The sequence below is a fragment of the Oceanobacillus arenosus genome, from assembly GCF_003369575.1.
GTDB lineage: Bacteria > Bacillota > Bacilli > Bacillales > Amphibacillaceae > Oceanobacillus > Oceanobacillus arenosus.
In genome coordinates, this window is record NZ_PIOC01000001.1 from 254,558 (window position 1) to 280,005 (window position 25,448).

General features: G+C 38.2%; 19 protein-coding genes and 1 riboswitch. Of the genes, 9 read left to right on the forward strand and 10 right to left on the reverse strand.

The genetic code is table 11. The features are described from left to right. Positions 1-338: 338 nt before the first annotated feature. Positions 339-1,127: a TerC family protein gene (locus CWR48_RS01080; RefSeq protein ID WP_115771187.1), complete on the reverse strand. Its 789-nt coding sequence runs from the start codon at positions 1,125-1,127 to the stop codon at positions 339-341. Between the two features lie 593 nt (positions 1,128-1,720). Continuing rightward, positions 1,721-3,454: a phospho-sugar mutase gene (locus CWR48_RS01085; RefSeq protein WP_115771188.1), complete on the reverse strand. Its 1,734-nt coding sequence runs from the start codon at positions 3,452-3,454 to the stop codon at positions 1,721-1,723. A gap of 188 nt (positions 3,455-3,642) precedes the next feature. On the opposite strand from CWR48_RS01085, the gene CWR48_RS01090 reads away from it, so the two are divergent. Then, a complete protein-coding gene (locus CWR48_RS01090) occupies positions 3,643-4,737 on the forward strand; it encodes an AI-2E family transporter (protein WP_115771189.1) in 1,095 nt (364 codons plus the stop codon). A 107-nt stretch (positions 4,738-4,844) separates the two neighbouring features. Here CWR48_RS01090 and CWR48_RS01095 read toward each other — a convergent pair whose 3' ends face one another. After that, the gene (locus CWR48_RS01095) at positions 4,845-5,684 is read right to left on the reverse strand and encodes a GNAT family N-acetyltransferase (protein ID WP_115771190.1); all 840 of its coding nucleotides are present in this window, start codon (positions 5,682-5,684) and stop codon (positions 4,845-4,847) included. A gap of 228 nt (positions 5,685-5,912) precedes the next feature. On the opposite strand from CWR48_RS01095, the gene CWR48_RS01100 reads away from it, so the two are divergent. Then, a complete protein-coding gene (locus CWR48_RS01100) occupies positions 5,913-6,092 on the forward strand; it encodes an SE1832 family protein (RefSeq protein ID WP_115771191.1) in 180 nt (59 codons plus the stop codon). Positions 6,093-6,539: 447 nt separating this feature from the next. Here CWR48_RS01100 and CWR48_RS01105 read toward each other — a convergent pair whose 3' ends face one another. Both CWR48_RS01105 and CWR48_RS01110 read right to left on the reverse strand, forming a co-directional pair. Continuing rightward, positions 6,540-8,393: a cation:proton antiporter gene (locus tag CWR48_RS01105; RefSeq protein ID WP_115771192.1), complete on the reverse strand. Its 1,854-nt coding sequence runs from the start codon at positions 8,391-8,393 to the stop codon at positions 6,540-6,542. Between the two features lie 135 nt (positions 8,394-8,528). Continuing rightward, complete coding sequence (locus tag CWR48_RS01110; RefSeq protein WP_115771193.1) at positions 8,529-9,545, reverse strand: DUF1646 family protein; 1,017 nt, start codon at positions 9,543-9,545, stop codon at positions 8,529-8,531. A 478-nt stretch (positions 9,546-10,023) separates the two neighbouring features. On the opposite strand from CWR48_RS01110, the gene recQ reads away from it, so the two are divergent. Further along, positions 10,024-12,171 carry a DNA helicase RecQ gene (gene recQ / locus CWR48_RS01115; RefSeq protein WP_115771194.1) on the forward strand — a complete coding sequence of 716 codons (2,148 nt, stop codon included), beginning with the start codon at positions 10,024-10,026 and terminating at the stop codon, positions 12,169-12,171. Positions 12,172-12,410: 239 nt separating this feature from the next. Here the strand turns inward: recQ and CWR48_RS01120 are convergent, their stop codons facing one another. Next, positions 12,411-13,652 carry an aminopeptidase gene (locus CWR48_RS01120; protein ID WP_115771195.1) on the reverse strand — a complete coding sequence of 414 codons (1,242 nt, stop codon included), beginning with the start codon at positions 13,650-13,652 and terminating at the stop codon, positions 12,411-12,413. 219 nt (positions 13,653-13,871) lie between these two features. Between CWR48_RS01120 and CWR48_RS01125 the strand changes: the two genes are divergently transcribed. Beyond that, entirely contained in the window at positions 13,872-14,207 is a 336-nt protein-coding gene (locus tag CWR48_RS01125; protein ID WP_115771196.1) for a winged helix-turn-helix transcriptional regulator, read from the forward strand. Between the two features lie 79 nt (positions 14,208-14,286). Here CWR48_RS01125 and CWR48_RS01130 read toward each other — a convergent pair whose 3' ends face one another. After that, on the reverse strand, positions 14,287-14,808 hold the full coding sequence (locus tag CWR48_RS01130) for an acyl-CoA thioesterase (protein ID WP_115771343.1): 522 nt from the start codon (positions 14,806-14,808) through the stop codon (positions 14,287-14,289). Between the two features lie 354 nt (positions 14,809-15,162). Continuing rightward, entirely contained in the window at positions 15,163-16,605 is a 1,443-nt protein-coding gene (gene cls / locus CWR48_RS01135; RefSeq protein WP_115771197.1) for a cardiolipin synthase, read from the reverse strand. A 310-nt stretch (positions 16,606-16,915) separates the two neighbouring features. Here cls and rarD point away from each other — a divergent pair, with 310 nt between their 5' ends. The 4 genes from rarD to CWR48_RS01155 all read left to right on the forward strand — a co-directional run bounded on the left by rarD (position 16,916) and on the right by CWR48_RS01155 (position 21,701). Next, positions 16,916-17,812, forward strand: coding sequence for an EamA family transporter RarD (gene rarD / locus CWR48_RS01140; protein WP_115771198.1), 897 nt, complete (start codon positions 16,916-16,918; stop codon positions 17,810-17,812). 75 nt (positions 17,813-17,887) lie between these two features. Then, positions 17,888-18,006: riboswitch (SAM riboswitch) on the forward strand. Positions 18,007-18,106: 100 nt separating this feature from the next. Beyond that, entirely contained in the window at positions 18,107-19,822 is a 1,716-nt protein-coding gene (locus tag CWR48_RS01145) for a PLP-dependent aspartate aminotransferase family protein (RefSeq protein ID WP_115771199.1), read from the forward strand. A 366-nt stretch (positions 19,823-20,188) separates the two neighbouring features. After that, positions 20,189-21,115 carry an SGNH/GDSL hydrolase family protein gene (locus CWR48_RS01150; protein WP_115771200.1) on the forward strand — a complete coding sequence of 309 codons (927 nt, stop codon included), beginning with the start codon at positions 20,189-20,191 and terminating at the stop codon, positions 21,113-21,115. After that, positions 21,078-21,701, forward strand: coding sequence for a YpmS family protein (locus CWR48_RS01155; protein WP_115771201.1), 624 nt, complete (start codon positions 21,078-21,080; stop codon positions 21,699-21,701). The genes CWR48_RS01150 and CWR48_RS01155 overlap by 38 nt, the downstream gene beginning before the upstream one ends. A gap of 226 nt (positions 21,702-21,927) precedes the next feature. Here the strand turns inward: CWR48_RS01155 and CWR48_RS01160 are convergent, their stop codons facing one another. Continuing rightward, positions 21,928-22,557 carry a hypothetical protein gene (locus CWR48_RS01160; RefSeq protein WP_115771202.1) on the reverse strand — a complete coding sequence of 210 codons (630 nt, stop codon included), beginning with the start codon at positions 22,555-22,557 and terminating at the stop codon, positions 21,928-21,930. 230 nt (positions 22,558-22,787) lie between these two features. On the opposite strand from CWR48_RS01160, the gene CWR48_RS01165 reads away from it, so the two are divergent. Next, positions 22,788-24,413: an ABC-F family ATP-binding cassette domain-containing protein gene (locus tag CWR48_RS01165; protein WP_115771203.1), complete on the forward strand. Its 1,626-nt coding sequence runs from the start codon at positions 22,788-22,790 to the stop codon at positions 24,411-24,413. Positions 24,414-24,493: 80 nt separating this feature from the next. Here the strand turns inward: CWR48_RS01165 and CWR48_RS01170 are convergent, their stop codons facing one another. Next, positions 24,494-25,447, reverse strand: a complete 954-nt coding sequence (locus CWR48_RS01170) for an NAD-dependent epimerase/dehydratase family protein (protein ID WP_115771204.1) — start codon at positions 25,445-25,447, stop codon at positions 24,494-24,496. Position 25,448: the final 1 nt, after the last annotated feature.

Genomic DNA, 25,448 nt, shown 5'->3' on the forward strand with positions numbered 1-25,448 from the left:
TTAGTTGTACTTGTGCAAATGTTTCTTTATATTTGCATATAAAAATGGTCTTACCTGCAGTACAGGTAAGACCATAGAAAGGGACCTTTACCTGTACTGGTAAAGGTCTCGCTAACAACGTCCGTTGCCAATTAAGCCGGAGATATTATCTCGTAATGACGACATTAATTGTACAGCTACTCCCCTTTAGGAAATATTAAGTTACCTTTATTTAAACAGGATTAGCCGGCGATGTCAACTAGATACTTTACCAAAAATATATTTTTTAGTATTCCCAGTTTAAAAAAAATAAGCAATCACCTGCACATAAAGTGATTGCTAATTGTATTAAGTTAAACCTAGTTTTCCTCCGTCTTAGGCTTTGAAGAAAACCAACCGATTACCGCGATTAGTACCAATACACTGTAGAAAATAACTTGCCATATTGTCGAGTGGGGGAATGCTTCCGGGATCAAGCCAATTGCAGGATGCGCAACTACCATGACCGCTAGTTTCACTCCAACCCAACCAACAATTACAAAAGCGGCAATTTCCAAATTAGGACGCTTTTGAAGTAAACCAACAAATAAGTTGGCAGCAAAACGCATAATCACAACACCAATCATTCCACCAGCAAAGACAACGATAAATTGGGCCGTATCAAGGCTTCCAATCGTTCCAAGGGTTGTTGATGGCAGCGTAATTGCTAATGCAACAGCAGCTAAGATGGAATCGACTGCAAATGCTAAATCAGCAAATTCAACCTTTGTAACGGTCCACCAGAACTGCTTTCTTGAAACCTCTGGTATAACTTTTTGTCTGATAGCCGATTGCACCTCTTCATTCTCGATCTCTGGCTTGGATTTAAACCGTTCAATTAAATTCCGGATCGACATAAACAATAGATATAATGCGCCTAATGCTTGAACCTGCCATACATCAACGAGGAAGGAAATAATAAATAATGAGCCAAAACGTAAAACTAACGCCCCTGCCAGCCCATAAAATAATGCCTTTTTACGTTGACTCTCTGGGAGATGCTTAACCATAATTGCCAGAACAACCGCATTATCCGCTGCAAGCAATCCTTCAAGGCAAATTAAAACAACTAATACTCCTAAATATGCAATAATTAATTCTGATCCCATACTCTCTCTCCTTAACTATCTTTAAGTTTAGGTTAGGATCAAATGGAAAAACCCTCACCTTTCTTATCCCAAATTAACTGGCTGTAAGACCCCCACTTCAAGAATCCGAGAAAAACCAAGAATTGTAAGTGGGGAATCAACAGGAAGTCAAAATCCCGATTCTGTTCAACCAACATTAAGTGGGGGCGGATATTACCCCCCACTTAATGAAGTTTCACTTTATGGTAAAGGTCTTGCAAACAACGATCGTTGCCATTTAAGCCGGAGATAATCTCTCGTGATGACGACTTTATATGTACAGCTACTCCCCTTTAAGGAAATTATACTCCTATTATTTATACAAGTTAAGCAAATTATCCAGAAGTGGAACAGACTATAGTAACTTTTGCATGCTACAATTTATGTTGATTATTTCACAATGGAAAGGATTCATTTCTTTATTCTTTAAAATAAATAAGCAACCATCTCCCAGGAAGGAGTGGTTGCTTGCATATTTCTTACTTAGATGATTGATCGTTACCAAAGCCCATTTCATATGGTGTATCGCCATTTTCCTCAACAGCTAATTACCATCCATCACTTGAAAAACTGTCCTAGTCAATAATTCCGGCAAGGATTTCTTCCATTTTCTTTTGTAAATCTGCTAGTTTTTGTTTGCTATCCTCACTACTATTTCCCTTAACTCCAAAATAACATTTGATTTTCGGCTCTGTACCAGATGGACGTAAACATACCCAAGCATTTTGTTCGAGCATGAATTTCATCATATTTTCTCTAGGCAGACTGATTTCTTCCACCATATCTTCTTTAACTAATACCCGTTCGCCCGTTAAATAGTTTTCCACTTTTTCTACCTTAAATCCTGCAATTTCCTTAAATGGTTGTTCACGGATGGCTTCCATAATATTTGTTATTTGCTGCCCGCCTTCTTTTCCTTTTAGGGTTAACGATGATAAACCTTCCAAGTAATAACCATACTTTTCATATAGTTCATCTAATACATCGAATAATGTTTTCCCTTGCTGCTGCCAATAACTCGCCATTTCCGTTGCCATTACTGCCGCTTGAATGGCATCCTTTTCACGGACAAAGCTACTAATTAAATAACCATAGCTTTCCTCATAGCCAAAGACAAACGTTTCGCCTGTTGAAGCAAATTGCTGAATCTTATCGCCAATATATTTAAATCCTGTTAAGGTATCAATTGTTTCTACATTATAAGAGTTAGCAATTGCCCTCCCTAATTCAGTTGTAACGACAGTCTTTATCATTCTTGCATTCTGATAGACTACTGGATCATTTTTCTTCAAAATATAGTCTAAAAGCAGGGAGCCTAATTGATTGCCTGTTAATACTTGATATTCACCGTCTTTTTGCTTCACGGCGACACCTAATCTGTCTGCATCCGGATCGGTTCCAAGCAATATATCTGCGTTCACTTGTTTCCCTAATGCAATTGCCCGACTGAAGGCTTGATGTTCTTCAGGATTAGGTGACTCCACTGTAGAAAAGCCTGGGTCTGGAACTGCTTGTTCCTCCACAATATGTACATTGGGGAAATGCAGCTGCGCAAGCCCTCTCGTAACAAGATCACGTCCTGTTCCGTGTAAAGGTGTATAAACGATTTTCAACCCTTTTTCCTGATTCAATGTCATTTGATCCATTATGCTTATTTGCGCCAAGCGCTCTACATAAGCATTGTCAACTTCTTTTCCTACCCATGTAATTAATCGTCTTGCAACTAATTGTTCAAGCTCGAGATACGGCACAGAAAGTTCATCAGTCGTATCCTTAATAGAGGCTATGATCTTTTCTGCCTCTTCCGGAATAATCTGAGCCCCTGTCTCATTGTATACCTTAAAACCATTATATTCTGGTGGATTATGACTTGCTGTAATCATTACTCCTGCAACACTACCGAAATATCGTACCGAAAATGATAGAAGTGGTGTTGGTCTTAACGATTCAAATACATGTGTATGGATCCCGTAATATCCCAATACTTTTGCTGCTTCAACGGCAAACTCCTTTGACATATATCGTGAATCATATGCAATCACTACGCCACGGTCCTTTACGTTTACACGATTTACCAGCAAATAGTTTGCTAGCCCATTTACTGCTTTTCTTACTGTATAAATATTCATCCGGTTAATACCTGGTCCTAATACGCCACGCATTCCACCAGTTCCAAATGTTAATTCTTTATAAAAAGCATCCTCTAATGCTCGATTATTAGTCTTTAAATCATCTAATGTAGCTTTAAGTGATAAGTCGAGATTTTGAAACGTATTCCACTTTTGATAGACCTGCTGCCAACTATTCATCCAATTCTAATCCCCCATGATTTCTGTATGTTCAAATAGTAGCATATTACGATTGAATATTCTATTCTAGATGTTTGCCCAACTCGCTAATGGGTAAGAATAATAGTAAACTAGGAAACCATGCTTCCTATTAATCGGTTTTAAAGGTAAAATAGTAATATAGATTATTTTCGGAAAGTGGTGATGTGATGGTTAACAAACGATGGTTTAGAGTATTACTTTTCTTAATTATGTTCTTCCTATTAATTCTACTAATGAATTCTACTAAGTTCGTATTTGTACCATTTATCCAGTACTTAGGAGCTGTTGCATTTCCAATTGTAGGTGCAGGTATTCTTTATTACTTAACGAAGCCATTGATGCACTTTTTAGAAAAGCGAAAGGTAAATCGTATCGTCTCGATAATAATTATATTTATTACAATAATTATTGTTGCCGCCTTATTCTTGCTATTCATTTGGCCAATTGCTCGTGATCAATCAATCAATTTATTTGAAAGCATCCCAACGATGATCATTGCTGTAGAGAATTTCATTAATTATTGGCAAGAACATTATACGCTTATTCCGGATGCAGTGCTTGATCCAATCATGAGCTTTACCGATCAATTACCCACCCATATTGAAACGGTAGTAAATTACCTGTTCGGATTTATTGGCGGGTTCATCGGTCAAGTAATCAGTATTGCAGCAGGGTTAGTAATGATCCCGTTCTTCCTGTTCTTCATGTTAAAGGATGGAGAAAAATTAGTACCGTTTATTACACAAATTTTCAAAAGGAAAAAAGCAGATAATATCCGAAGTTTATTAGGTAAAGTGGATACGGTATTAGGTTCCTTTATTCAGGGACAGCTTATTGTTAGCTTCGTTGTCGGTGTCCTGCTATTAATCGGTTATCTCATTATAGGTCTCGATTATGCTGTAGCACTTGCCTTATTCGGGATGGTAACCAATGTCATCCCATATTTAGGACCTTTTCTCGCGGTTACACCAGCATTGATTGTTGGGGGGATTCAGGATCCATATAATCTCATCTGGGTATCGATTATTATGATTGTTGCACAACAATTTGAAAGTAATATCGTTTCACCAAACGTAATGGGACAAGCATTAAACTTACATCCTTTAACGATTATTACCGTCATTTTGGCTGCTGGAAGTATTGCCGGATTCATCGGAATTGTCTTCGCCGTACCAACATATGCAGTCGTCCGGACGATTATTGTCCATTTTTATGACACCTATGTAGATTCGAAGAAAAATAAAGAAGAAGCATTACTTTGAGCTATTCGCTAAGAAAATTATAATCTACTTTGGGAACGAAGGTTGTAAGAATTTCGTTATACCTTCTTAACTACCAAAAGGCAGGGAATAGTAGATTCCCTGCCTTTTTATGCATCAAAATGATAGACTATCGCCGTTCCAACCTGTTTATAACCAATTTTCTTATAAATACTGTTTGATGTCGGGTTGCCCCTATCTGTATATAAGCTGCAGAACTTGAGACCATCATCTAATATCTTCTGACTTAATGCAGCCACAGCGTTAGTTGCATAGCCATTTCTTTTAAATTCATCTGGTGTAAAAACAGCATTTATGGTCGCACCATGCTTCGTCTGTCTTGACTTGTTAGCCATGGACACTGCCTGATCCTCTACTTTCCAAAGGTAGATGGATTCATTGTCTAAATATGAACGTGCTAACAAGGATGCCTTTTGGTCCGTAATCGGAACTTTTGCCTCAATACCAAATTGTACGATCCAGTTTTTAATTAACGGATAGTCTTCATTACTTGCCTGCACTAATCGGCCATTATCGGCTAGCTTTACTTGCACCTGATCCAGCTGATAAATCAATTCATTCATTTCCAAGCTTGCACTTTTCCCACTCAAACTCTCATATTTACTGATAAAGCTTTCAACAAATGAATCCGGACCAATCACACCTGGCACATTTAAACCATTCTCATAGATAAAACTGGTAATTTCTTTAAAGACTGCCTTTTCTACATTTTCTACATCTGCTAATATCCAGTTATGTGGAGGTGTTTGCATGAATGCATAGATAATTTCTCCATTTTTTTCTACATGCCCTAGATAGAAATCTGTTTTGTCTTCTTTAAGATTGCCCAAGAGTCCTAATAATAAATTATTGCAGGATTCCTTTTTCAATAATAGTGATTCTACCTTCTCCTTATAGTCTGATACAGAGGTTGTAAATAAAACTTTCATGCTGCATCTTCCCCCTTTTTAATAAAATAGGAAAATATTAAGATCTTTCCTGTTTCAATTCACTTGACAAGAGAGGCCACGTCCAGCTCCAGCGCCCAGTGACTAGCGAGACTTCCCTCACCTCCGTACGTCACTAAACGGGCACTTCCACTTTAGTTCTAATAGTAACGAATTTTCTTGTTATGTAAAGGCTTTTTCACTAAACTAAAGGTAAAGGGGGTTTTATTGGTGGGGAAAAGAGAATTATTAGCAAAGCTCGATGAATTAAAATCCGATTATGTCCGAATCCAAAGCGATATGGATAAATTAGAATATGTACGTGGAAGAGTTTCCTCCGCTGAACAACAATTAATACGCTTAGAAGAGGAAATTGCAGAAGTAAACCGGCAATTAGACGAAATAGAGTGACGCTAATATTAGCGTCACTCCTTCTTTATTTTTGGTTATTTTCCTATCTGTTTAGTTCGGAAGATAATTAGCAGTTGATATAAAGTGCGGACTAGTTTAATGTGCTAAGGGCTCTCGGACCAATCGCTCCAGAAATACACTACGCGCATCTTAGGGGAGCTGGTGAGCCTCCTCACGCTTTCGCTCTTCGTAGTCTCACCTAGGCTCTTCTTCCCGCAGAAGTCTCCGTGTATTTCTTCCGCTGGGATTTTGAGATTATATTGTTTTTTTATCTTTCTCTAAATAAGATAAGATTGCGTTATCCTCTCTCAAGGCCTTTGATTGTAGCGAAGGACAGGAGACTCCCGCGGAAAGCGACTATACGCAGCGGAAGTCAACTTTGCGCCTAACTTAGTCCGCAGCTTTTACAAATAACAGCAAACGATACAAAACAAGCCTTATTAATAGTTACTTTTGACTTTCATCTTCACGAATGCTTTCGATTTTCGCTTGGATTTTTTCCTTTTCCTTCGTAGGCGGGGTTAAACTGATAATTTTATCCCCTGTTGATGGAACTGTACGCATCTCTTCGGAGTAAAATTTTAGCTGACCAGATGGTTTAATTAAATATAAGAAAACGGTCTCGTCATCCTTTTCAGCGACGTATTGTTCATGGCTAAATTGTTCTGTCAGTGTTGTTTGTCTAAATACATAGCCATCATCAAGCTTCTGCAGCAAATCCTGTAAATTAAATTTCTTATCAAATAGGATCCGTCCACCAACTTTGGAAACAACACCACTTGCATATCCATTTCCATATTCTGTATATGGGCTAATTTTAAAGACATTGGTCCTCCCATATTCTGGAACAAATGTTGTACAAACCAAAGAGTTATACGCAAGATCATCTGTAACTGCCAGTAAATAATCATATGGAATCGTGTCTAATATATGCTCTGTTTGTTCGGAAAGCATATCACCGTAATAGAAGGAAACACCTGCTTTACGTGTGATACTTAGATTTTCCCAATTGGAATCAACGATAATAACGGGAATATCTGCTTTCGTTAATGATCTAGATAGTTCTACGGTGAAACGATTACTACCAATTAATAATGCTCCAGGATGTCCCTCTGAAGAAAGTTTTAGCTTCTTCGCTAGCCAACCAATGGAAAAACCGTGGGCAACAACCGTAAAGATAACAAGTGCAAAGGTTAATGCTGTTAGAATTTCCGCATCCTGATACCCTTCATCAACTAAAATCGTCGCAAAATAACTGGAAACAGTTAAAGCGACAATTCCTCTAGGAGCAATCCAACCAATCAAAGTCTTCTCATTGAGAGATAATCCTGTCCCAATGGTCGATAAGAATATTGATAATGGGCGAACAGCAATCATCATTAACAGAACATAACCGATAATATTCGGGCTAAATATTTGTAATAATGTTTCCCGCTCGAGCGAGGCTGTCAACATAATAAAAATGCTGGAAGTCAGTAGAACGGTTATGTTTTCCTTAAAATGGCGCATATCCGAAATTGAGCTAATTCCTAGATTTGCAAGTGTAATCCCCATCGCTGTTACTGAAAGAAGTCCTGTTTCATGCATCACAATATCTGCTAAGGTAAAGCAGAAGATGACAACGACAACGACGACGGGCGATTTTAGAAACTCTGGCACATGTCCCTCTTCAAACACCCAACCTAGTCCTCTACCGAATGCCCAGCCTAATACTACCGCGAAGATCGAAGCAGCGATGAATAGGAGCAGCTGTGTTATGTCCTGCGTATCCGTTAAAAATTCAATTACTTTGAAGGCAAAGACAGCAAGTAACGCTCCAAATGGGTCAACGATTATCCCTTCCCATTTAAGGATCTTCGCTGGCCTAGGGTTTAGCTTTGCCTGACGTAGTAATGGCATGATAACAGTTGGACCTGTCACGATGAATAGTCCACCGATAACGAAAGACACGGCCCAGGACAATCCCGCAACATAATGAGCCGTTAATGAACCCAATATCCAAGCAATAAATGCACCAAGGGTTGAGATTCTAAATACAGGTTTCCCAATACCACGGAGCTCCTTAAAGTTTAAATTCAAACTACCTTCAAAAAGAATAATTGCAACAGCAACAGAAATTACTGGGCTATATAGCGCACCAAAGCTTTCTGCTGGATCGATTATTCCGAAGACCGGACCTACTAATAGTCCCGTTATGGACATAACAACAATCGCTGGCAAACGGTACCGCCATGCAATCCACTGCGATCCAATACCTAACACGCCGATTAACATAATAACAAATAATTCTATAGGGAGCATCCTCCACCTCCGACCACAATTTATATAAATAGTTTATAGATGAATGGAAGAATTGTAAATTAATTAGGTAATGAAAAAAATGTTGGCTCCGATTGAAAAAGTATCAATTGGAGCCAACACTCTAATCACTATTGGTTAATTAACAATTATAAGGTAAATATAGAAAACAACCATTAATACAAGACCAATAGGAAAACCATATTTTGCCCATTCTTTACTCGTAATCCCTAATTTATTTGCCGAAATAATATTTGGGATATTTCCTGGAATCAACATACCACCACTAACGATTAAACCTAATAATAGGAAGTGAACTGTCTCATGGCTCATTGCAGGGCTTATTTCCGCAGCAGCTAAGGTTGCATTATCAAGAATTGCTGAAATCATATTAATCCAGTATAAAAGTGATGGACTTAGATCAAGTAAGTACCGATTTACTAAAGGTTCGAAACCGGCACCTAATAATGTCAAGCCCATTACGAATAAGTAAATATAAATCGAGCGAATAATAATTTCTTTGTAGCTTTCTTCCTGGTTACCTCCTGTTACCTTCTCCGTATTTTGCTTTGGTCTCAAGAAGAAGAAGGCAAAGATTCCAATAATCAATACTGCGACAATTACTTCAATACCAATTAAATTAAATAGGAAGAAGAAATCCTCGTTTAATTTACTAGTAGTAATCGTAGATAGTGGCTCACCAAGTGGTGTTAGAACTGCACCTAAACCAATTGAAAAGCAAGCCAAAATAACTGCTTGGATTTGCGTCTTTCGATCAAGTTTTAAAATACTAATGATTGCTACTAAAACAATGGCAGCAACAATCGCTGTGATGACACTGGAAATAAGCCCTAAAACGATAATGATAATCGCAATAAACAAACGAATATTCATTGCCTGACTTATTTTTAAAATTCCTTTTTCAATTGGATTCTTTAGCCATTTAAATAGTAAACCAGCAATCAGAACCGCAAGTGTAATATTTATTGGATCCTTTAAAGCATGCGTAAACAGTTCCCAGTTTAGCACACCAGCTATAATTGCTGCTAATAGACCCATAATAAATAAAAATACTTCTAAGTTTTGCTCCACTGGTTTAACAAAGAACGGTAAGAACAATACAAGTAATAAAATAATAATCAAACCAACTGTCATAAATATACCTCCAACCATATGTATGTGATTTTTAAACTTGCGATTGAAACTGGGGAAATAATAATTAGTAAATTCTATCATTTAACTTTACTACTTTTTTTAGTAAAAGAAAAATGTAGTGCATGATATTCTCTCTTATCTTTTCATTAATCCTTGATACGAATGATTTTTCAAAGCTATCGATACTAATACAAGCTTATATTGCCCCCTTCTTATCAGAATAGTCACTACTTTACAATAAACAAAAAGGAGCCTGTTAACAAAGAATATAGCAATCCCTTGTTGACAGACTCCACCAAATCAATCCGTATGTTATTGTAGTATTACTATAACATAGCATCCATTAAAATTCTAACCTTTTTTCATTTTTCACTTCATTATCTTCACCAAAAGGGTGTCTAAAGTGGATGATTCTATTCAAACTAACCTTTCCAATAATAAATATGGTAGGATGAAATAAGATAAAGGAGGAACAGCTGTGGTATTAGTAAAAGAGGAGAAAATCTTACAAACTTATTTTGGTTATGAAACCTTTCGCCCTGGGCAAGTTGCTACAATTGAACATGTATTACAGTTGAAAAATACACTTGCTGTTATGCCAACTGGTGGTGGTAAATCTTTATGTTACCAGATTCCTGGCTTATCAATGGACGGAACTGCGATTATTATTTCCCCATTAATTTCATTGATGAAAGATCAAGTTGATGCACTAAACTCCTATGGTATTGCCGCCACATATATTAATAGCTCCCTTACAGTGGGTGAACAACAAACACGCTTACGAGATATCGCTTCCGGTCGCTATAAATTTGTTTATGTTGCCCCTGAGCGATTTGAAGCTGGTTCGTTTGTAAATTTGGTAAGAAAAATCCGGATTTCGCTTGTTGCTTTTGATGAAGCACATTGTATTTCTCAATGGGGACATGACTTCAGACCAAGTTATCGTTCCATTGTCCCTAATCTGAAGAAGCTAAATAATATCCCTGTATTTGTTGCCCTCACAGCGACAGCAACCGAAGAAGTAATTGCCGATATTAAGGAACTATTACATATCGAGCAGGTTGTTAATACAGGATTCGAACGTGATAATCTATCCTTTCATATCATAAAAGGGAAAGATAAGACGAGCTATATTAGGTCCTTTCTTCAAGAACATCCAAATGAGTCTGGCATCATTTACACTGCAACCCGTAAACAAGCAGACACATTATTTGACCAGCTAACTAGAAGAGGCATAAATGTCGCGAAATATCACGCAGGCATGTCCGAGAATGATCGGAAACAAGCACAGGCAGCATTTATTCATGATGAGAGCTCAATCATGATTGCGACCAATGCATTTGGAATGGGGATTGATAAATCCAATGTAAGGTTTGTCATTCACTATGCCATGCCAATGAATATTGAATCCTACTACCAAGAGGCTGGCAGAGGAGGTCGGGATGGAGAACATAGTGATTGTATTTTGCTTTTTTCACAGCAGGACGTGCAGTTGCAGAAATTCCTAATCGAGCAATCGTTAATGGATGATACCGCTAAGCAAAATGAATATCATAAATTACAGGAAATGATCAATTATTGTCATACACATAGTTGTTTATCATCCTTTATTTTAGAATACTTCGATGATAAGGTTACGAAGATAACTTGCGGTCATTGCAGTAACTGTGTAGAACGCCAGGAAAAAGAGGACATTACAGAGGAAGCACAAATGATCTTGTCCTGTGTGAAACGAATGGGCGAACGCTTTGGTGTCGGGATGACAGCAAAAGTGCTAAAAGGTTCTAGAGATAAGAAACTAAAAGAATTCCGACTAGACCAGCTCACTACCTATGGGATTATGTCTGCATATACCGAAAAAGAGCTGACAGAACGAATCCACTTCTTAATTGCTGAACGGCTGCTTGCAACCGAGGAAGGAAAGTTTCCAACGTTAAAATTGAACCAAAACTCTGTTGATGTGCTCAAAGGAAAACGTCCTGTTGAGATGTTTACCCTTACCATCCCAATAAGTGATGAAGCAGACTATCAGGAAGATTTATTTGCGCAGTTACGCACGCTAAGAAAACAAATAGCTGATGAGAAAGGCGTCCCACCATATGTATTATTCTCTGATGTCACCTTAAAGGAACTAAGTCGATACTTTCCTGTTACAAAGGAAGACATGCTAGAAATTAAAGGTGTCGGTGAGAAAAAGTACGAGCAGTACGGTGAAGAATTCCTTACTATCATTCAAAATTGGCGTAAGGAGAATCCGAATATAAAGCAAAAAATTCGAATTGCTGGAGATACCCCTGCCCCGAGACCAAAATCGAAAGAAGCTAATGATGATCGTCCAAGCCATATGATCACATACCAAATGTTCCAATCTGGTAAGCAAATCAAAGATATTGCTACCATTCGAGAAATGAAAAAACAAACCATAGAAAATCATATTTTCAAAGCATTCCAAGATGGTCATCCAATTGCATGGGGAATCTTCTTTAATGATGAAGAAGAAGCTGCAGTACTTGCAGCACGCGAGCAAATTGAAGAACCCCAGCTAAAGCCGCTAAGGGAAGCATTACCTGAAGGCTATGATTATACGAAGATAAAAGCTGTTTTGGTGAAGAATGGGTTGATGTAACCAATAAGGAATCCGCCTAGTGAAATCTACATACTGAGCTAGATGGGTTCTTTTTTTTGCTAATCTTTCCCCAAGCGATATCTTGGTGCTCGTGCTGATATCTCCATTTCTCATTCCTGCCTTTAACGATCGATTCACTTCCGTACTGTATACTATTTCAACATCCATAATAAGCGGGAGAGTATAGAGCCTCCCTCGCTTATTAAACCTGATCACATTTCACTAAGAATTTTATCTGCTTATCCTTTAATATCAAGCGCCCAAGTCCCATTACGAAAAACAGCTTCTGTCGTTCCATCCTGATTCACACCATCAATATCCAATTGATCTGAACCAATCATAAAGTCAACGTGGATTAAGCTGTCATTCACGCCATGTTTATCCAATTCTTCCCCGTTCATTGCTGCCCCACCTTTTAGATTGGTTGGGTATGCTTTTCCTAAAGCAATATGGCAAGAAGCATTCTCGTCAAATAATGTATTGTAGAAAATCAATCCCGATTGCGATACTGGAGATTCATCCGGCACGAGAGCAATTTCGCCAATTCTACGTGCACCTTCATCCGCATCCAATAGATGGCTCAGTACTTCTTCTCCTTGTTCCGCTTTAAAATCAACCACTTTTCCATCCTTAAACGTCAGGCTGAAATTATCAATAATGCTTCCACCGTAATTTAGTGGCTTCGTACTTGCAACCGTTCCATTAACATGATATTTATGTGGCATTGTAAATACTTCTTCTGTTGGCATATTTGGATTAAACATAACACCTGTTTCCGCTTGCGCTGATCCACCCTTCCAAATATGTCCCTCCGGAAGCTCAATTTCCAAATCTGTACCTGGTGATTTAAATACGAGCTTTTTGTAGTTTCGATCATTTAAGACTTCACGTGCAGTTTTCAATGTTGCATTATGTGCATCCCATGCTGCCATTGGATTATCTTGATCAACACGAACAATTTTTAGAATAGCGTCCCATAAGCTTGCTACAGCATCTTCACGAGATTTGTCCGGGAAAATTTTCTGTGCCCAATCTCCAGTAGGAATCGAAATAATCGACCATGGGATTCGATCATTCATCGTATAAGAGCGGAAATTCTTCATTTTTTCTGCGCTTGCTTTATTTGCCTTTGCAACAAGAGCTGGATCAATATTTTGTAATAAATCCGGGTTAGTAGAGCGAATGCTTAACACTGCAGCTCCTGCTTCTGCATATGTATCGTGTAACGCAACCTTCCAGTCAGGATAATCTGCAATTACCTCATCTGGCGCATTTTCGTATTTTAATAATGTTAATTCATCATCTGCCCAATTAATATGGACATCACTTGCACCTAATTCATATGCTTTACGGACAACAATTTTAGCGAAGTCTGATCCTTCAATCGTTGCATTAATCATCAATGCTTGTCCTTTTTGTAAATTAACGCCTGTACGTAATGCTAGTTCTGCGTATTTTTCCAATATTTGTTGTTCTACCATGTCTATACCTCCAAAATAAAAATTACATCGCTTTATTCTGTCACAGTTAGAGGGAAATTACCAAAGATTTATTCCATTTTTGTAGCGTAGAGAATAAAGTACGCTTATTTACGAATAGTAAACTTTGTGTTAAAATATTATTAAGTTACTTATTGTAATTAGTTATAAAGAGATATTCCATTATATAGACGGAAATGAATCTAAAGTGAGGTGAACATAATGGAGGAATTTAACTTATGTCCCCGTTTTGAAAAAGCGATGGGGCTGCTTAGTACACGCTGGGTTGGACTAATTTTGTTTGACTTGTTAAATGGTACAAAGCGTTTTTCAGAGATGGAAGCAGACTTACCTATCAGTGGTAGATTACTCTCCGATCGCTTAAAAATGCTTGAAAAGGAAGGGATCGTCGAACGAAATATCTATTCTGAATTTCCAGTTCGAATTGAGTACTCATTATCGGAGAAAGGGAGAGAATTAGAACCGGTAATCAAAGAAATTCAACTATGGGCGGATCAGCACGTTACTCCTGAAGAGGTTGCCAAGGATGAAGCATAACAACCTTAAGGACTGCTTTAAAATGCAGCCCTTTTTTATTGGGAAAATACAGATATACTTATCCAACTTCCCCTTCGACTTATTTTTCCTTCTTCCACAGAAAGTCTGCACCTAATTCATTTGCAAGCTCTTTTGATCTATTTTTCCGATCTCTTCGCTGCTGCGCTCGATCAGGGCCACTTTCATATAGCATTTTTTCTAGCTCTGTTTCAGGATAAACCGGTGGAACAGGAACTGGTTTGCCGTTCTCGTCGATTGCAACAAAAGTTAAAAACGCAGTATTACATACCCTTTTTTCCTCTGTTAGCAGATTTTCAGTTATTACCTTCGCGAAGACCTCCATCGATGTGCGATGTGTCCACGTCACGAATGCCTCAATCGTAATCGAATGTCCAACCTTTACTGGTGCGAGAAAATCGACCGAATCCGTTGACGCTGTTACGACGGGCTGTCTAGCATGCTTAATTGCTGCAATCGATGCAACATCATCAATATGTGCAAGCAGTCTTCCCCCAAATAAAGTTCCATGGATATTCGTGTCTGGCGGGAAAACCTGCGTCGTTTTTACTGCTAATGAATTTGCACATGATTTTGGTTCCAACATATAATTTCTCCTCATCTATTATTTCTTTTATATATGCTCATTTTGTAAGTTTTTTGTTATTAATATAACTGCGGACTAGTTTAGAATGATGATTTGCTCACAGGCTTACCGCTACAGAAATACACTACGAGCATCTTAGGAGAGCTGGTGAGCCAACTCGCGCTATCGCACTTCGTTGTCTCACCTAGGCTCTTCTTCCCGCAGAAGTCTCCGTGTATTTCTTTCGCTGGGGTTGGAAAAATCACATATAAAAGAGCGGCTTACCACTTACAAACGTGGTTAACTGAAGTAAAGCAATGTAACCTTTTAAGTGAATATCAACTTCTCTACTGAGCTGAATTTAAAATGTCCTCATAAAACCGGCGAAATTAATCGTGATATCGACTCTTTAAAACGGATACCAAGTGAACGTCTTTCATATAATTTCCGCGTCATTTGCGTTGATAATCTAATATCATCCTGAAAAGCAAGTGCTAAACTTTCTGCAGTATTTTCATCATAAATAAATGCATTCACTTCAAAATTTAAACGGAAGCTGCGAACATCAATATTCGCCGTACCTACCGATGCAATCTTACCATCTACGACGATGGTCTTCGCGTGAAGGAATCCATTTTGATAAATGTATACCTCTGCCCCTGCATTCAATAAATCACCACTATTTGACAAGGTCGCCCAGTATACAAATGGATGATCCGGTTTGTTTGGAATCATGATTTTAACATCAACACCGGATAACGCCGCAATTCTTAACGCATCCCGGAGACTTTCATCGGGAATAAAGTATGGCGTTTGAATGTAGATATACTTTTTCGCTGATAAAATCATTTTGATATAGCCATTCTTAATTTGTTCCCATTCCGTATCTGGGCCGCTTGAGACAATTTGCAGACCAACATTTCCAGCAGAAACCGCATCATAATAACGATCCTCATATAAAATATGATCCCTAGAAGCCTGGTTCCAGTCTAATACAAATCTTGCTTGCATATTCTGAACCGCCTGCCCAACAACACGTAAATGGGTATCACGCCAATACCCAAACCTTTTATATTTACCAAGATACTCATCACCGATATTAAACCCACCGATATAACCGATCCTTCCATCGATAATTGCTAACTTCCGATGGTTTCGGTAATTAATTTTGAAATTAATTTTTGCAATTTTTGATGGGAAGAAAGCTTCAACCTGTACTCCAGCACGTCTTAACCGTTTTACATAACTACGTTTCATTGACCTTGATCCCAAATCATCGTATAACACACGAACCTGGACACCTTCATTGACCTTTTTAATCAAGACATCCGCAATCCTCTGTCCAAGCTCATCATGTCGAATCGTATAGTATAACAGGTGAATATGGTCCTTCGCCTTTTGCAAATCCTGGATTAGTGCATCGAATTTTTCATTTCCATCTGTGTAAATAATAACTTGATTATCTTGTGTAAAAATAGCATCATCATTGCGAAGATGTAAATATACCAAATCAGAGAAATGATTGATTTCTTCATCTTTAAATTCAAAACGTTTCTCTTCCAGCGCTCGAAGCTGGGACTGTACCGTTGTTTTCACTTCAATTCTCGTCTTCTTATCCCAAGTAAAAATACGACTGCCACTTATCGGCTTACCAAAAATCAAATAGAGAATAAATCCTAAAATCGGGATAAACATGAGAACCATCAACCATGCCCATGTAGAAGTTGGATCCTTTCGTTCGAGAAATACAATAGAAATACCTAGTGCGATATTTAATATAATGATCGTTCCTAATAAATATGTTAGTATTCCCATCGTGAACCCCCTCTACCTATAAAGAACTATACCAAATGATACTACTAAAATATAGCACAGAACCTTCTTATAAGGTAAAATTTTTGTAGTTAATAAAGTATATCGACTTTCTTACTACATATGTGCAACTATGGCTGTCACCGAAAGGCTTGGTTAAACCTAAGTTTTCTAATTAATACTGCTTATCATCACCAAAGTAAAATAAATTACTACCAAAAGGTGCATTTTGTCTCAGTTGATACTGAATTTTTGCCTAATTTCTAAATTCGTTCTAAAATAAACTTACTATTAATGAGGAAGTGTCATACATATGAATACAGAACAGTTTAAGCTCGGAATCATTTATACGATTAGTGCATATATTCTTTGGGGGTTCTTGCCAATATACTGGAAGCTAGTTGATGATGTGCCTGCGGGGGAGATTTTAGCACATCGGATTATTTGGTCGTTTGTCTTCATGCTTATCCTCGTACTGGTGACCCGAAATTGGTCAAGCTTTATTCAAGCATGTAAACAAATGATCCATGATCGGAAGCAACTAGTTGGCATCACGCTTGCTTCCATTCTAATTAGCATCAATTGGCTAACATTTATTTGGGCGGTAAATAGTGAGCATGTCATCCAAGCGAGTCTCGGTTATTACATCAATCCGTTGATTAGCATTTTACTAGGTGTTATTGTCATGAAGGAAAAGCTGACAAGGAGACAGATATTATCCTTTGTCCTTGCAGCATTTGGTGTTCTGTATTTAACCTTTAGCTTCGGTGTCTTTCCATGGGTATCATTACTTCTAGCATTTTCATTTGCTTTTTATGGTCTACTTAAAAAGATGGTGAATATAAGTGCAATGTTCAGTTTAACAATTGAAACAATGATTGTGACCCCGATTGCTTTGATCTATTTACTCCTATTACCGGAACAAAGCTTCAGCTTTATGAACCCAACCATCGTAACGAATATGACCTTAATGGGTGGTGGCATCGTAACTGCTGTCCCACTATTACTGTTTGCAGTTGGGGCAAAACATATTCCACTCTCCATGATTGGCTTTTTGCAATATTTCAGTCCAACAATTATGTTAATTTTAGGTGTTTTTCTTTACAATGAAACCTTTACAAGTGCACATTTAGTCGCATTCCTATTTATATGGTCAGCATTAATTATTTACATGTTATCCGCGTACCGTCGACCAATTCGCAACCGGTAATTTGAATTATCGGATAAAACAATTGACATTATCAAGTAACACGTTTATACTAATTTATAATTTAGATAATTGAATCTCTTATCAAGAGCGGTGGAGGGAATAGGCCCTTTGAAGCCCGGCAACCTTTAAGTTAGACTTTCTAATTTATTACGGTGCCAAATCCTACAGGTCACCCGTGATCTGGTAGATAAGAGGAGGACCGGTTTGCGCATTCGCCCTCTTCTTAGGAAGGGGGTTTTTTATTTTCCCCCTTCTCCAGACGCTATATTTTTAAAATAAAAGGAGGAATTATGCATGTCTCAATTTCATTTGCAAAATCCAGAAACAATTTTACTTCATGGTGGTCAGGTTCCCGATCCGGCAACAGGTGCACGTGCGGTACCAATCTATCAAACTACTTCTTATGTATTCCGTGACACTGAACACGCTCAAAATCTTTTTGGCTTAACAGAATCTGGAAATATTTATTCACGGATTATGAATCCAACTGTTGATGCTTTTGAACAACGTGTCGCATTGCTGGAAGATGGTATTGGTGCGGTTGCAACATCATCCGGAATGGCAGCAATCACACTAGCAATTTTAAATATTGCTGGAGCTGGTGACGAAATAATTGCCGATAGTAATTTATATGGTGGAACGTATAATCTTTTTGCTACTACATTGCCACGTTACGGTATTACAGTAAAATTCGTTGATGGAACAGATCCTGAAAGCTTTCGAGCAGCAATAACAGATAAAACCAAGGCATTTTTTGGCGAGATCATCACGAATCCTAGTCTATACGTATTTGATGTAGAGACAATTGCTGAAATTGCACATGAAAATGGAATTCCATTGATTATTGATAACACGTTTGCACCTTATATTGCAAAACCAATTGCATGGGGTGCTGATATTGTTGTCCATTCCGCTACTAAGTGGATTGGCGGACATGGTACAACAATTGGTGGCGTTGTAGTTGATGGTGGACGCTTCAATTGGGATAGCGAACGATTCCCTGGCTTCACAGAGCCAGATGCGAGCTATAATGGGCTTCGTTATGTTGATGTTGGCGCAGCTGCATTTGCCACAAAATTACGTGTACAGCTTCTTCGAGATATTGGAGCAAGTCTAAGTCCGCAAAGCGCATTCTTATTACTACAAGGATTGGAGACATTAAATTTACGGATTGAAAGACATAGCAAAAATGCGTTAGAGGTTGCAAATTACTTGGATGCACATCCAGCAGTCGAGTGGGTTAATTTCCCTGGTTTAGAGAATCACCCATCACATAACCTTGCGAAGAAATACTTCACGAATGGATTCGGTTCAATCATTACATTCGGGATTAAAGGCGGCAGAGATGCAGGAAGGCAATTAATCGACAATGTTAAGCTATGGTCCCATGTAGCCAATGTCGGCGACGCAAAATCTTTAATTATTCACCCAGCATCGACTACCCATCAGCAATTGAGTGCAGAGGACTTAAAGAAAAGTGGCGTAACTGAGGAATTAATTCGTTTATCAATCGGTCTTGAGTCAACAAAGGATACATTAGCAGATTTGGATCAGGCAATTGCCCTTGCTGTTGGGGAAACTCCTACTTTGAAAGTAACAGAAGAAGATGCCATTAAATGGTTGCTCTCCTCCCCATTTGATCGTGATGAAGCAGGAATTCGCAAGAAAGTTATTGCTACGTTTGGGCAAATAAATAATGCGACCCAAAAATTAGCTGCATCTGGATATCAAATTATTCCTTTCGGAGAAAACACGAGTAATCAAACATTAGCAGACATTTCGGTTGAAGTTGACGCTGTATGGACTGCTGATGGCAACTTACCGAACTCGACTATCGAACAAATCATTAATAAACAAGGAAAAATCCTTTGGGTGGAACATCTTACGAATGCAGATAACACAATTGAGCATGCTAAGGCAGCCGGGATTACCGTAATTAGCAATAAGGAAATTTATGAAGAATCGGTAAAAACAAGAGGGCAATCCACGAATGTAACGATTGGTGTATGATTTAGATAGTTTCCTATCGGATAAAGTGAAACTTCATTCAGTGAGGTCTTACTGCCCGTTACATGCGGGATAAATGTTCTTTACTAAAGTCAGTTGCCTATCTTAGGAATTCAATCAAACGTTTGATTGAATTTGTCTAAGTCGATTAACTCCATATGGGTTATGCCTTTTATAAGATGTCCCCTTTCCTTGGGGGCATTTTATTTGTAGTTAAGAAGGTATAATAACTTTTTTATTTGACTGTGTTTAACTTACATTAATATTGATTACAATATTAATATATACATTATGGAAATCTACTTTATAATGAAGTCATCTAGCAAATTTTTTTCATAATATATACTAGTTATGTATAGGTGTGATTAGATGAAAAGAATGTTCCTATTTTTTATTATATTTGCTTTTACAATAGGTGTTAGTATGATTTATTTTCTAAATCGTACGGAACTAGAACAGCATAACGCTATTATTTCTCCACAAAAAGAACAACAAGTGGTCTATAAGAAACCCTTTGAAAAGGAAGTACCTGAAGAAGACAACAAAGAACATAAAGAAGTTGCCCTTCCAGATAAAATTATCGAGGCTTTTCAATGGACAATTGATGCTCTTCCGAATCATGAAACAAAGATTGTTGCTGTTGGCGATTCACTAACTGAAGGATTCGGTGACACGACTAAAAGTGGTGGGTATGTTGGTATTCTTGATCGTATCCTTAATGAGAATTATCAAATCGCGACGTTCAATAATTTTGGCAAACGCGGGATAAGTTCGGCACAACTGCTTAAGCAATTAAATAAAGAGGAAGTCTTTACCGCTATCAAAGATTCGAATATCGTTTTAATTACGATAGGCGCAAATGATATACTACACGTAGTAAGAGACAATATTGCAGATTTGCAGATTGAAGACTTTGCCCCAAAACAAATGGAATTTGGGGCGAATGTAATCCGCATTGTCGAACAGATTCAAGAATTAAACCCAAGTTCAAAAATATATCTAATCGGTTTTTATAACCCGTTTGAACAATACTTTTCCGACATTAAGGAACTGAATTTGATCATCGAATCATGGAATAATACGACAAGGCTTATTGCTGAACGATATAGCAATCTTACGTTTATCCCTACAGATGATATATTCCAGGACGAGGAGATTAATCTATTGGCAGAGGATAACTTTCATCCAAATTACATTGGCTATCACCGAATTGCAACTCGTGTCTTAGCGTATATTACAAAAGAGAAGGATGAAGAACATGTCCACTCGAAACCAGCGTTTGAAAGAGAAAAATAAATGGAAAACCCTGTTTTATGGCCTTCTCTCTCTAAATATTGCCCTTATCATAATATTTACTGTCCTTATTTTTTGGCCTGGATCTCGGGGAGATATTGCTTTAAATGAGGGGATTAGGGAAGAAGCAAGCTCCGAATTCTTCGTGCGAACAACAAAGGAAAACTTAAATGATTTAATTAATACTTATCTCACGCAGCTCCAGAAGGGTTCCGAACATCAATATCAGGTTTCTCTTGAAGATGATGTACAACTAATTGGCGAACTACCTGTTTTCTCAACCACTGTTCCGCTCGCCGCCCATCTTGAACCACTTGTACAGGAAAATGGCGATATTATATTAAAGCTACGCTCGATTTCTGTTGGATTACTGGAATTACCTAATAAAATCATCATGGAATTCATGAAAGAATATTTATCGATGCCTGAATGGGTTACAATAATCCCAAGTGACGAAGCAATCTATCTTGGTGTGACGGAAATGGAGATGAAAAGCAACTTCCATATTGCCGTGGAACGTATCGACATGGGAGCTAATAACTTAGTATTTAAAATTAATGTACCCTATCAATCATTTGGGATTGATTGATGAGCAAGCAAAGGCGTAAGCGCCCGTCCAGCAACGTACAAACTGGAGCACTCCACAATGAGATATAGGAAACATGCCCCTTCACTTTAGGGGTATGCCGACGTTGGCGAAGCCTGCTTTTAGTCGGCCTTCCTTAAGTACCGGAATCGATGTTGACTTATCGTAATGGAGAGTGTGAAGTATGCTAGTTGCTGGGCGCTGGAGCCGGACGTGGCTTGAACTCTAGTTACTTTATCACGAAGCGTTTCACTGTATTAGATAAGAAAAATGTAAATGATTGCTTAGGTGAAATCTGATCACCAATGACTAGCTTTCTTTCTTCAATTGCATGATTTGGACGATAATCCTCTAACCTTCCTTGATAAACTAATTGCATACCTTCGATCATACGAAGATCAGTTGGAGTGGTTAAACTTGCAGGCTTGCCAAATTGAAATTTCTCTAAATCCTTTAGAACCGTCGCGACGAATTGCGAACAGAAGAAAGCATTCTTACGTTTAATCTCGATTTGCAATAAAATACCGAAAAGACCAATGAAATTATATTTATAATCATGTTTTCTAGCTTCTATTTCTTCAATGTTACGGATTATCGATTGATATTCCGCTTCACTAAGCTGATAACGATAAATGGCACTCTGAGATTTCTTAAAGAATTCACTATGAATATCTTCTTTTACAAATCCACCAATAAATGGGTTGTTTGGATTTTTGCGACCAAAGCTGTATACATCCTTTAATGCGCGGTCATTGCTAATAGAAACATGGTTATAGGATGTTTTCGTACAATAATGGATTGTTCTAGATAACACGGTTCCTGTATCGGTGAACAGGAAATAGATTGTTCTTTCCTGCATCCAATTCACTCCTTCCCCAATCTATTGGATAGAAGTTCATTTTCTCACATCTTCACTCAAAAATATAGCATTATTTTCTACTAGACACTAAAAATTGTAAATTTTATAATAAATTTAGTTGAAAAATCACTTCCTATTATAATAGATTACAGTTTTACATTGACGAAGCCTTACAAATGACGTAAGCTAACGTTGATTACTATTTATTTTATTGGAGGATATAATTAGTTATGATAACTGTAAATAATGTTAGTTTACGATATGGTGACAAGAAGCTCTTTGAAGATGTTAATTTAAAATTCACTCCTGGGAACTGTTATGGTGTCATAGGTGCAAATGGGGCTGGAAAGTCCACTTTTCTAAAGGTATTATCCGGTGAGGTTGAACCACAGACTGGAAATGTTTCCATGTCTCCTGGTGAGCGACTAACGATGTTGAAACAGGATCACTTTGCCTTTGAAGATCATGAAGTATTGGATACCGTATTAATCGGCTTTGAGAAATTATATAAAGTAAAGCAAGAGAAAGATGCGATTTACATGAAAGCGGACTTCTCTGAGGAAGATGGTATGCGTGCAGCTGAGCTTGAAGGTGAATTCGCAGAAATGAACGGATGGGAAGCGGAATCAGATGCAGCGATTTTATTAAAAGGTCTTGGCATTGGCGAATCCCTTCATACGAAGAAAATGAGCGAATTGCCAGAAGACGAAAAAGTAAAGGTATTGCTAGCACAAAGCCTCTTCGGTAATCCGGATATTCTACTGCTTGATGAGCCGACAAACGGACTTGATCTACAAGCAATCCAGTGGTTAGAGGAATTCCTAATCAATTTCCAGAATACCGTTATTGTCGTCTCCCATGACCGTCACTTCTTAAATAAGGTTTGTACACATATTGCCGATGTTGATTTTGGTAAAATTCAAATCTATGTAGGTAACTATGATTTCTGGTATGAATCTAGTCAGCTTGCAACACAAATGGCACAAGATGCAAACAAGAAGAAGGAAGAAAAGATTAAAGAACTACAAGCCTTCGTAGCCCGCTTTAGTGCAAACGCATCGAAATCAAAACAAGCAACCTCTCGTAAGAAGATGTTAGATAATATTACACTTGATGATATTAGACCATCCTCACGTAAATATCCTTATATTGCTTTTACTCCTGAACGCGAAATCGGGAATGATTTATTACGTGTCGAAGGACTCACGAAAACAATCGGTGGTAAGAAAGTACTAGATAACATTAGCTTCATTATTAATAAAGACGACAAGGTAGCCTTTCTAGGTCAGGATGATATTGCAAAATCAACTTTATTCAAAATCCTAACTGGCGAACTTGAGCCTGATTCTGGTTCTTATAAATGGGGCGTTACAACTTCTCAATCGTATTTCCCGAAAGACAACAGTGAGTTCTTCGAAAATAATCAGCTCTCACTAGTTGACTGGTTGCGTCAGTATTCATCACCTGATGAGCAAACGGAAACCTTCTTACGTGGATTCTTAGGTAGAATGTTATTCTCTGGTGAAGAAGCACTGAAAAAGGCAAGTGTATTATCCGGTGGAGAGAAAGTTCGTTGCATGCTTTCGAAAATGATGCTTTCAAGTGCGAATGTATTAGTCCTTGATGAGCCAACAAACCATCTGGATCTTGAATCAATCACATCCTTGAACAATGGTCTGATTAAATTTAAGGGTTCGATTCTCTTTACGTCACATGACCATCAATTTGTAAATAGTATCGCGAATCGTCTAATTGAAATCACACCAAGCGGCATTATTGATAAAGAAATCAGTTATGATGAATACGTGCAAGACAAAGATATTCAAAAACAAATAAGCAAGATGTATGCTGTTTAATAGCGGAATATGCGCTCTTCCATTGGAGGGCGTATTTTTTTATATTTTAGGTTGGAGGCGGGGTTGAAAATACTTTACTGCTACATTCCTAGCTTCACACTAATTTTCTCTAGCATCTCCTTTGTCGTCTTTGCTAAATCATATTTCGACTTAAATCCCCATTCATTTACTGCTGCGGATGAATCAATGGCGTTTGGCCAGCTTTCGGCGATGTTTTGTCTAATCGGGTCGACTTCAAAATTTAGCGTAAACGTAGGGATATATTTCCGGATCATAGCAGCGAAGTCTTCGGGCCCAGCGGAGAATGCGGAAACATTGTACGCATTACGGTGCATAAGTTTCTCGGGATTTGCCTCCATTAGCGTAATAATTGCATTTAATGCATCGGGCATATACATCATATCCATCGCAGTACCTTCAGCAATATAGGATGTGTATGCTTGCTCTTTTACTGCGCCATAATAAATATCTACCGCATAATCGGTCGTTCCCCCACCGGGTGGTGCAGCATAGGAAATTAACCCAGGAAAACGTAGACCACGTGAATCGACACCATATCGTTTAAAATAATAATCACATAATAATTCTCCTGCGACCTTGCTCAAACCATACATCGTTGTTGGACGTTGCAACGTATCCTGCGGTGTATGATATTTCGGTGTAGACGGACCAAACGCGCCAATTGAACTTGGTGTAAAGAATTGCAAATCCAGCACTCTCGCAACCTGTAATGCATTAATCAAGCCCCCCATATTGACATTCCATGCGAGCCTTGGTGTTATTTCCGCCTTTGCAGATAACAAGGACGCTAAATGGATGATCGTATCCACTTGGTAATTCTTTGCAATGGAGAAAATCCCCGCTTCATCCATTACATCGACCAGTTCAAATGGACCTTTTGCCTTTGCAAGAGCAGCATCATTTGCACGGATATCTGTCGCAATAACATTTGCAGTCCCATACGTTTCACGGAGCTTCTCGACGAGCTCTGACCCGATTTGCCCGAGTGCACCAGTTACCAGTATCTTCTTCATT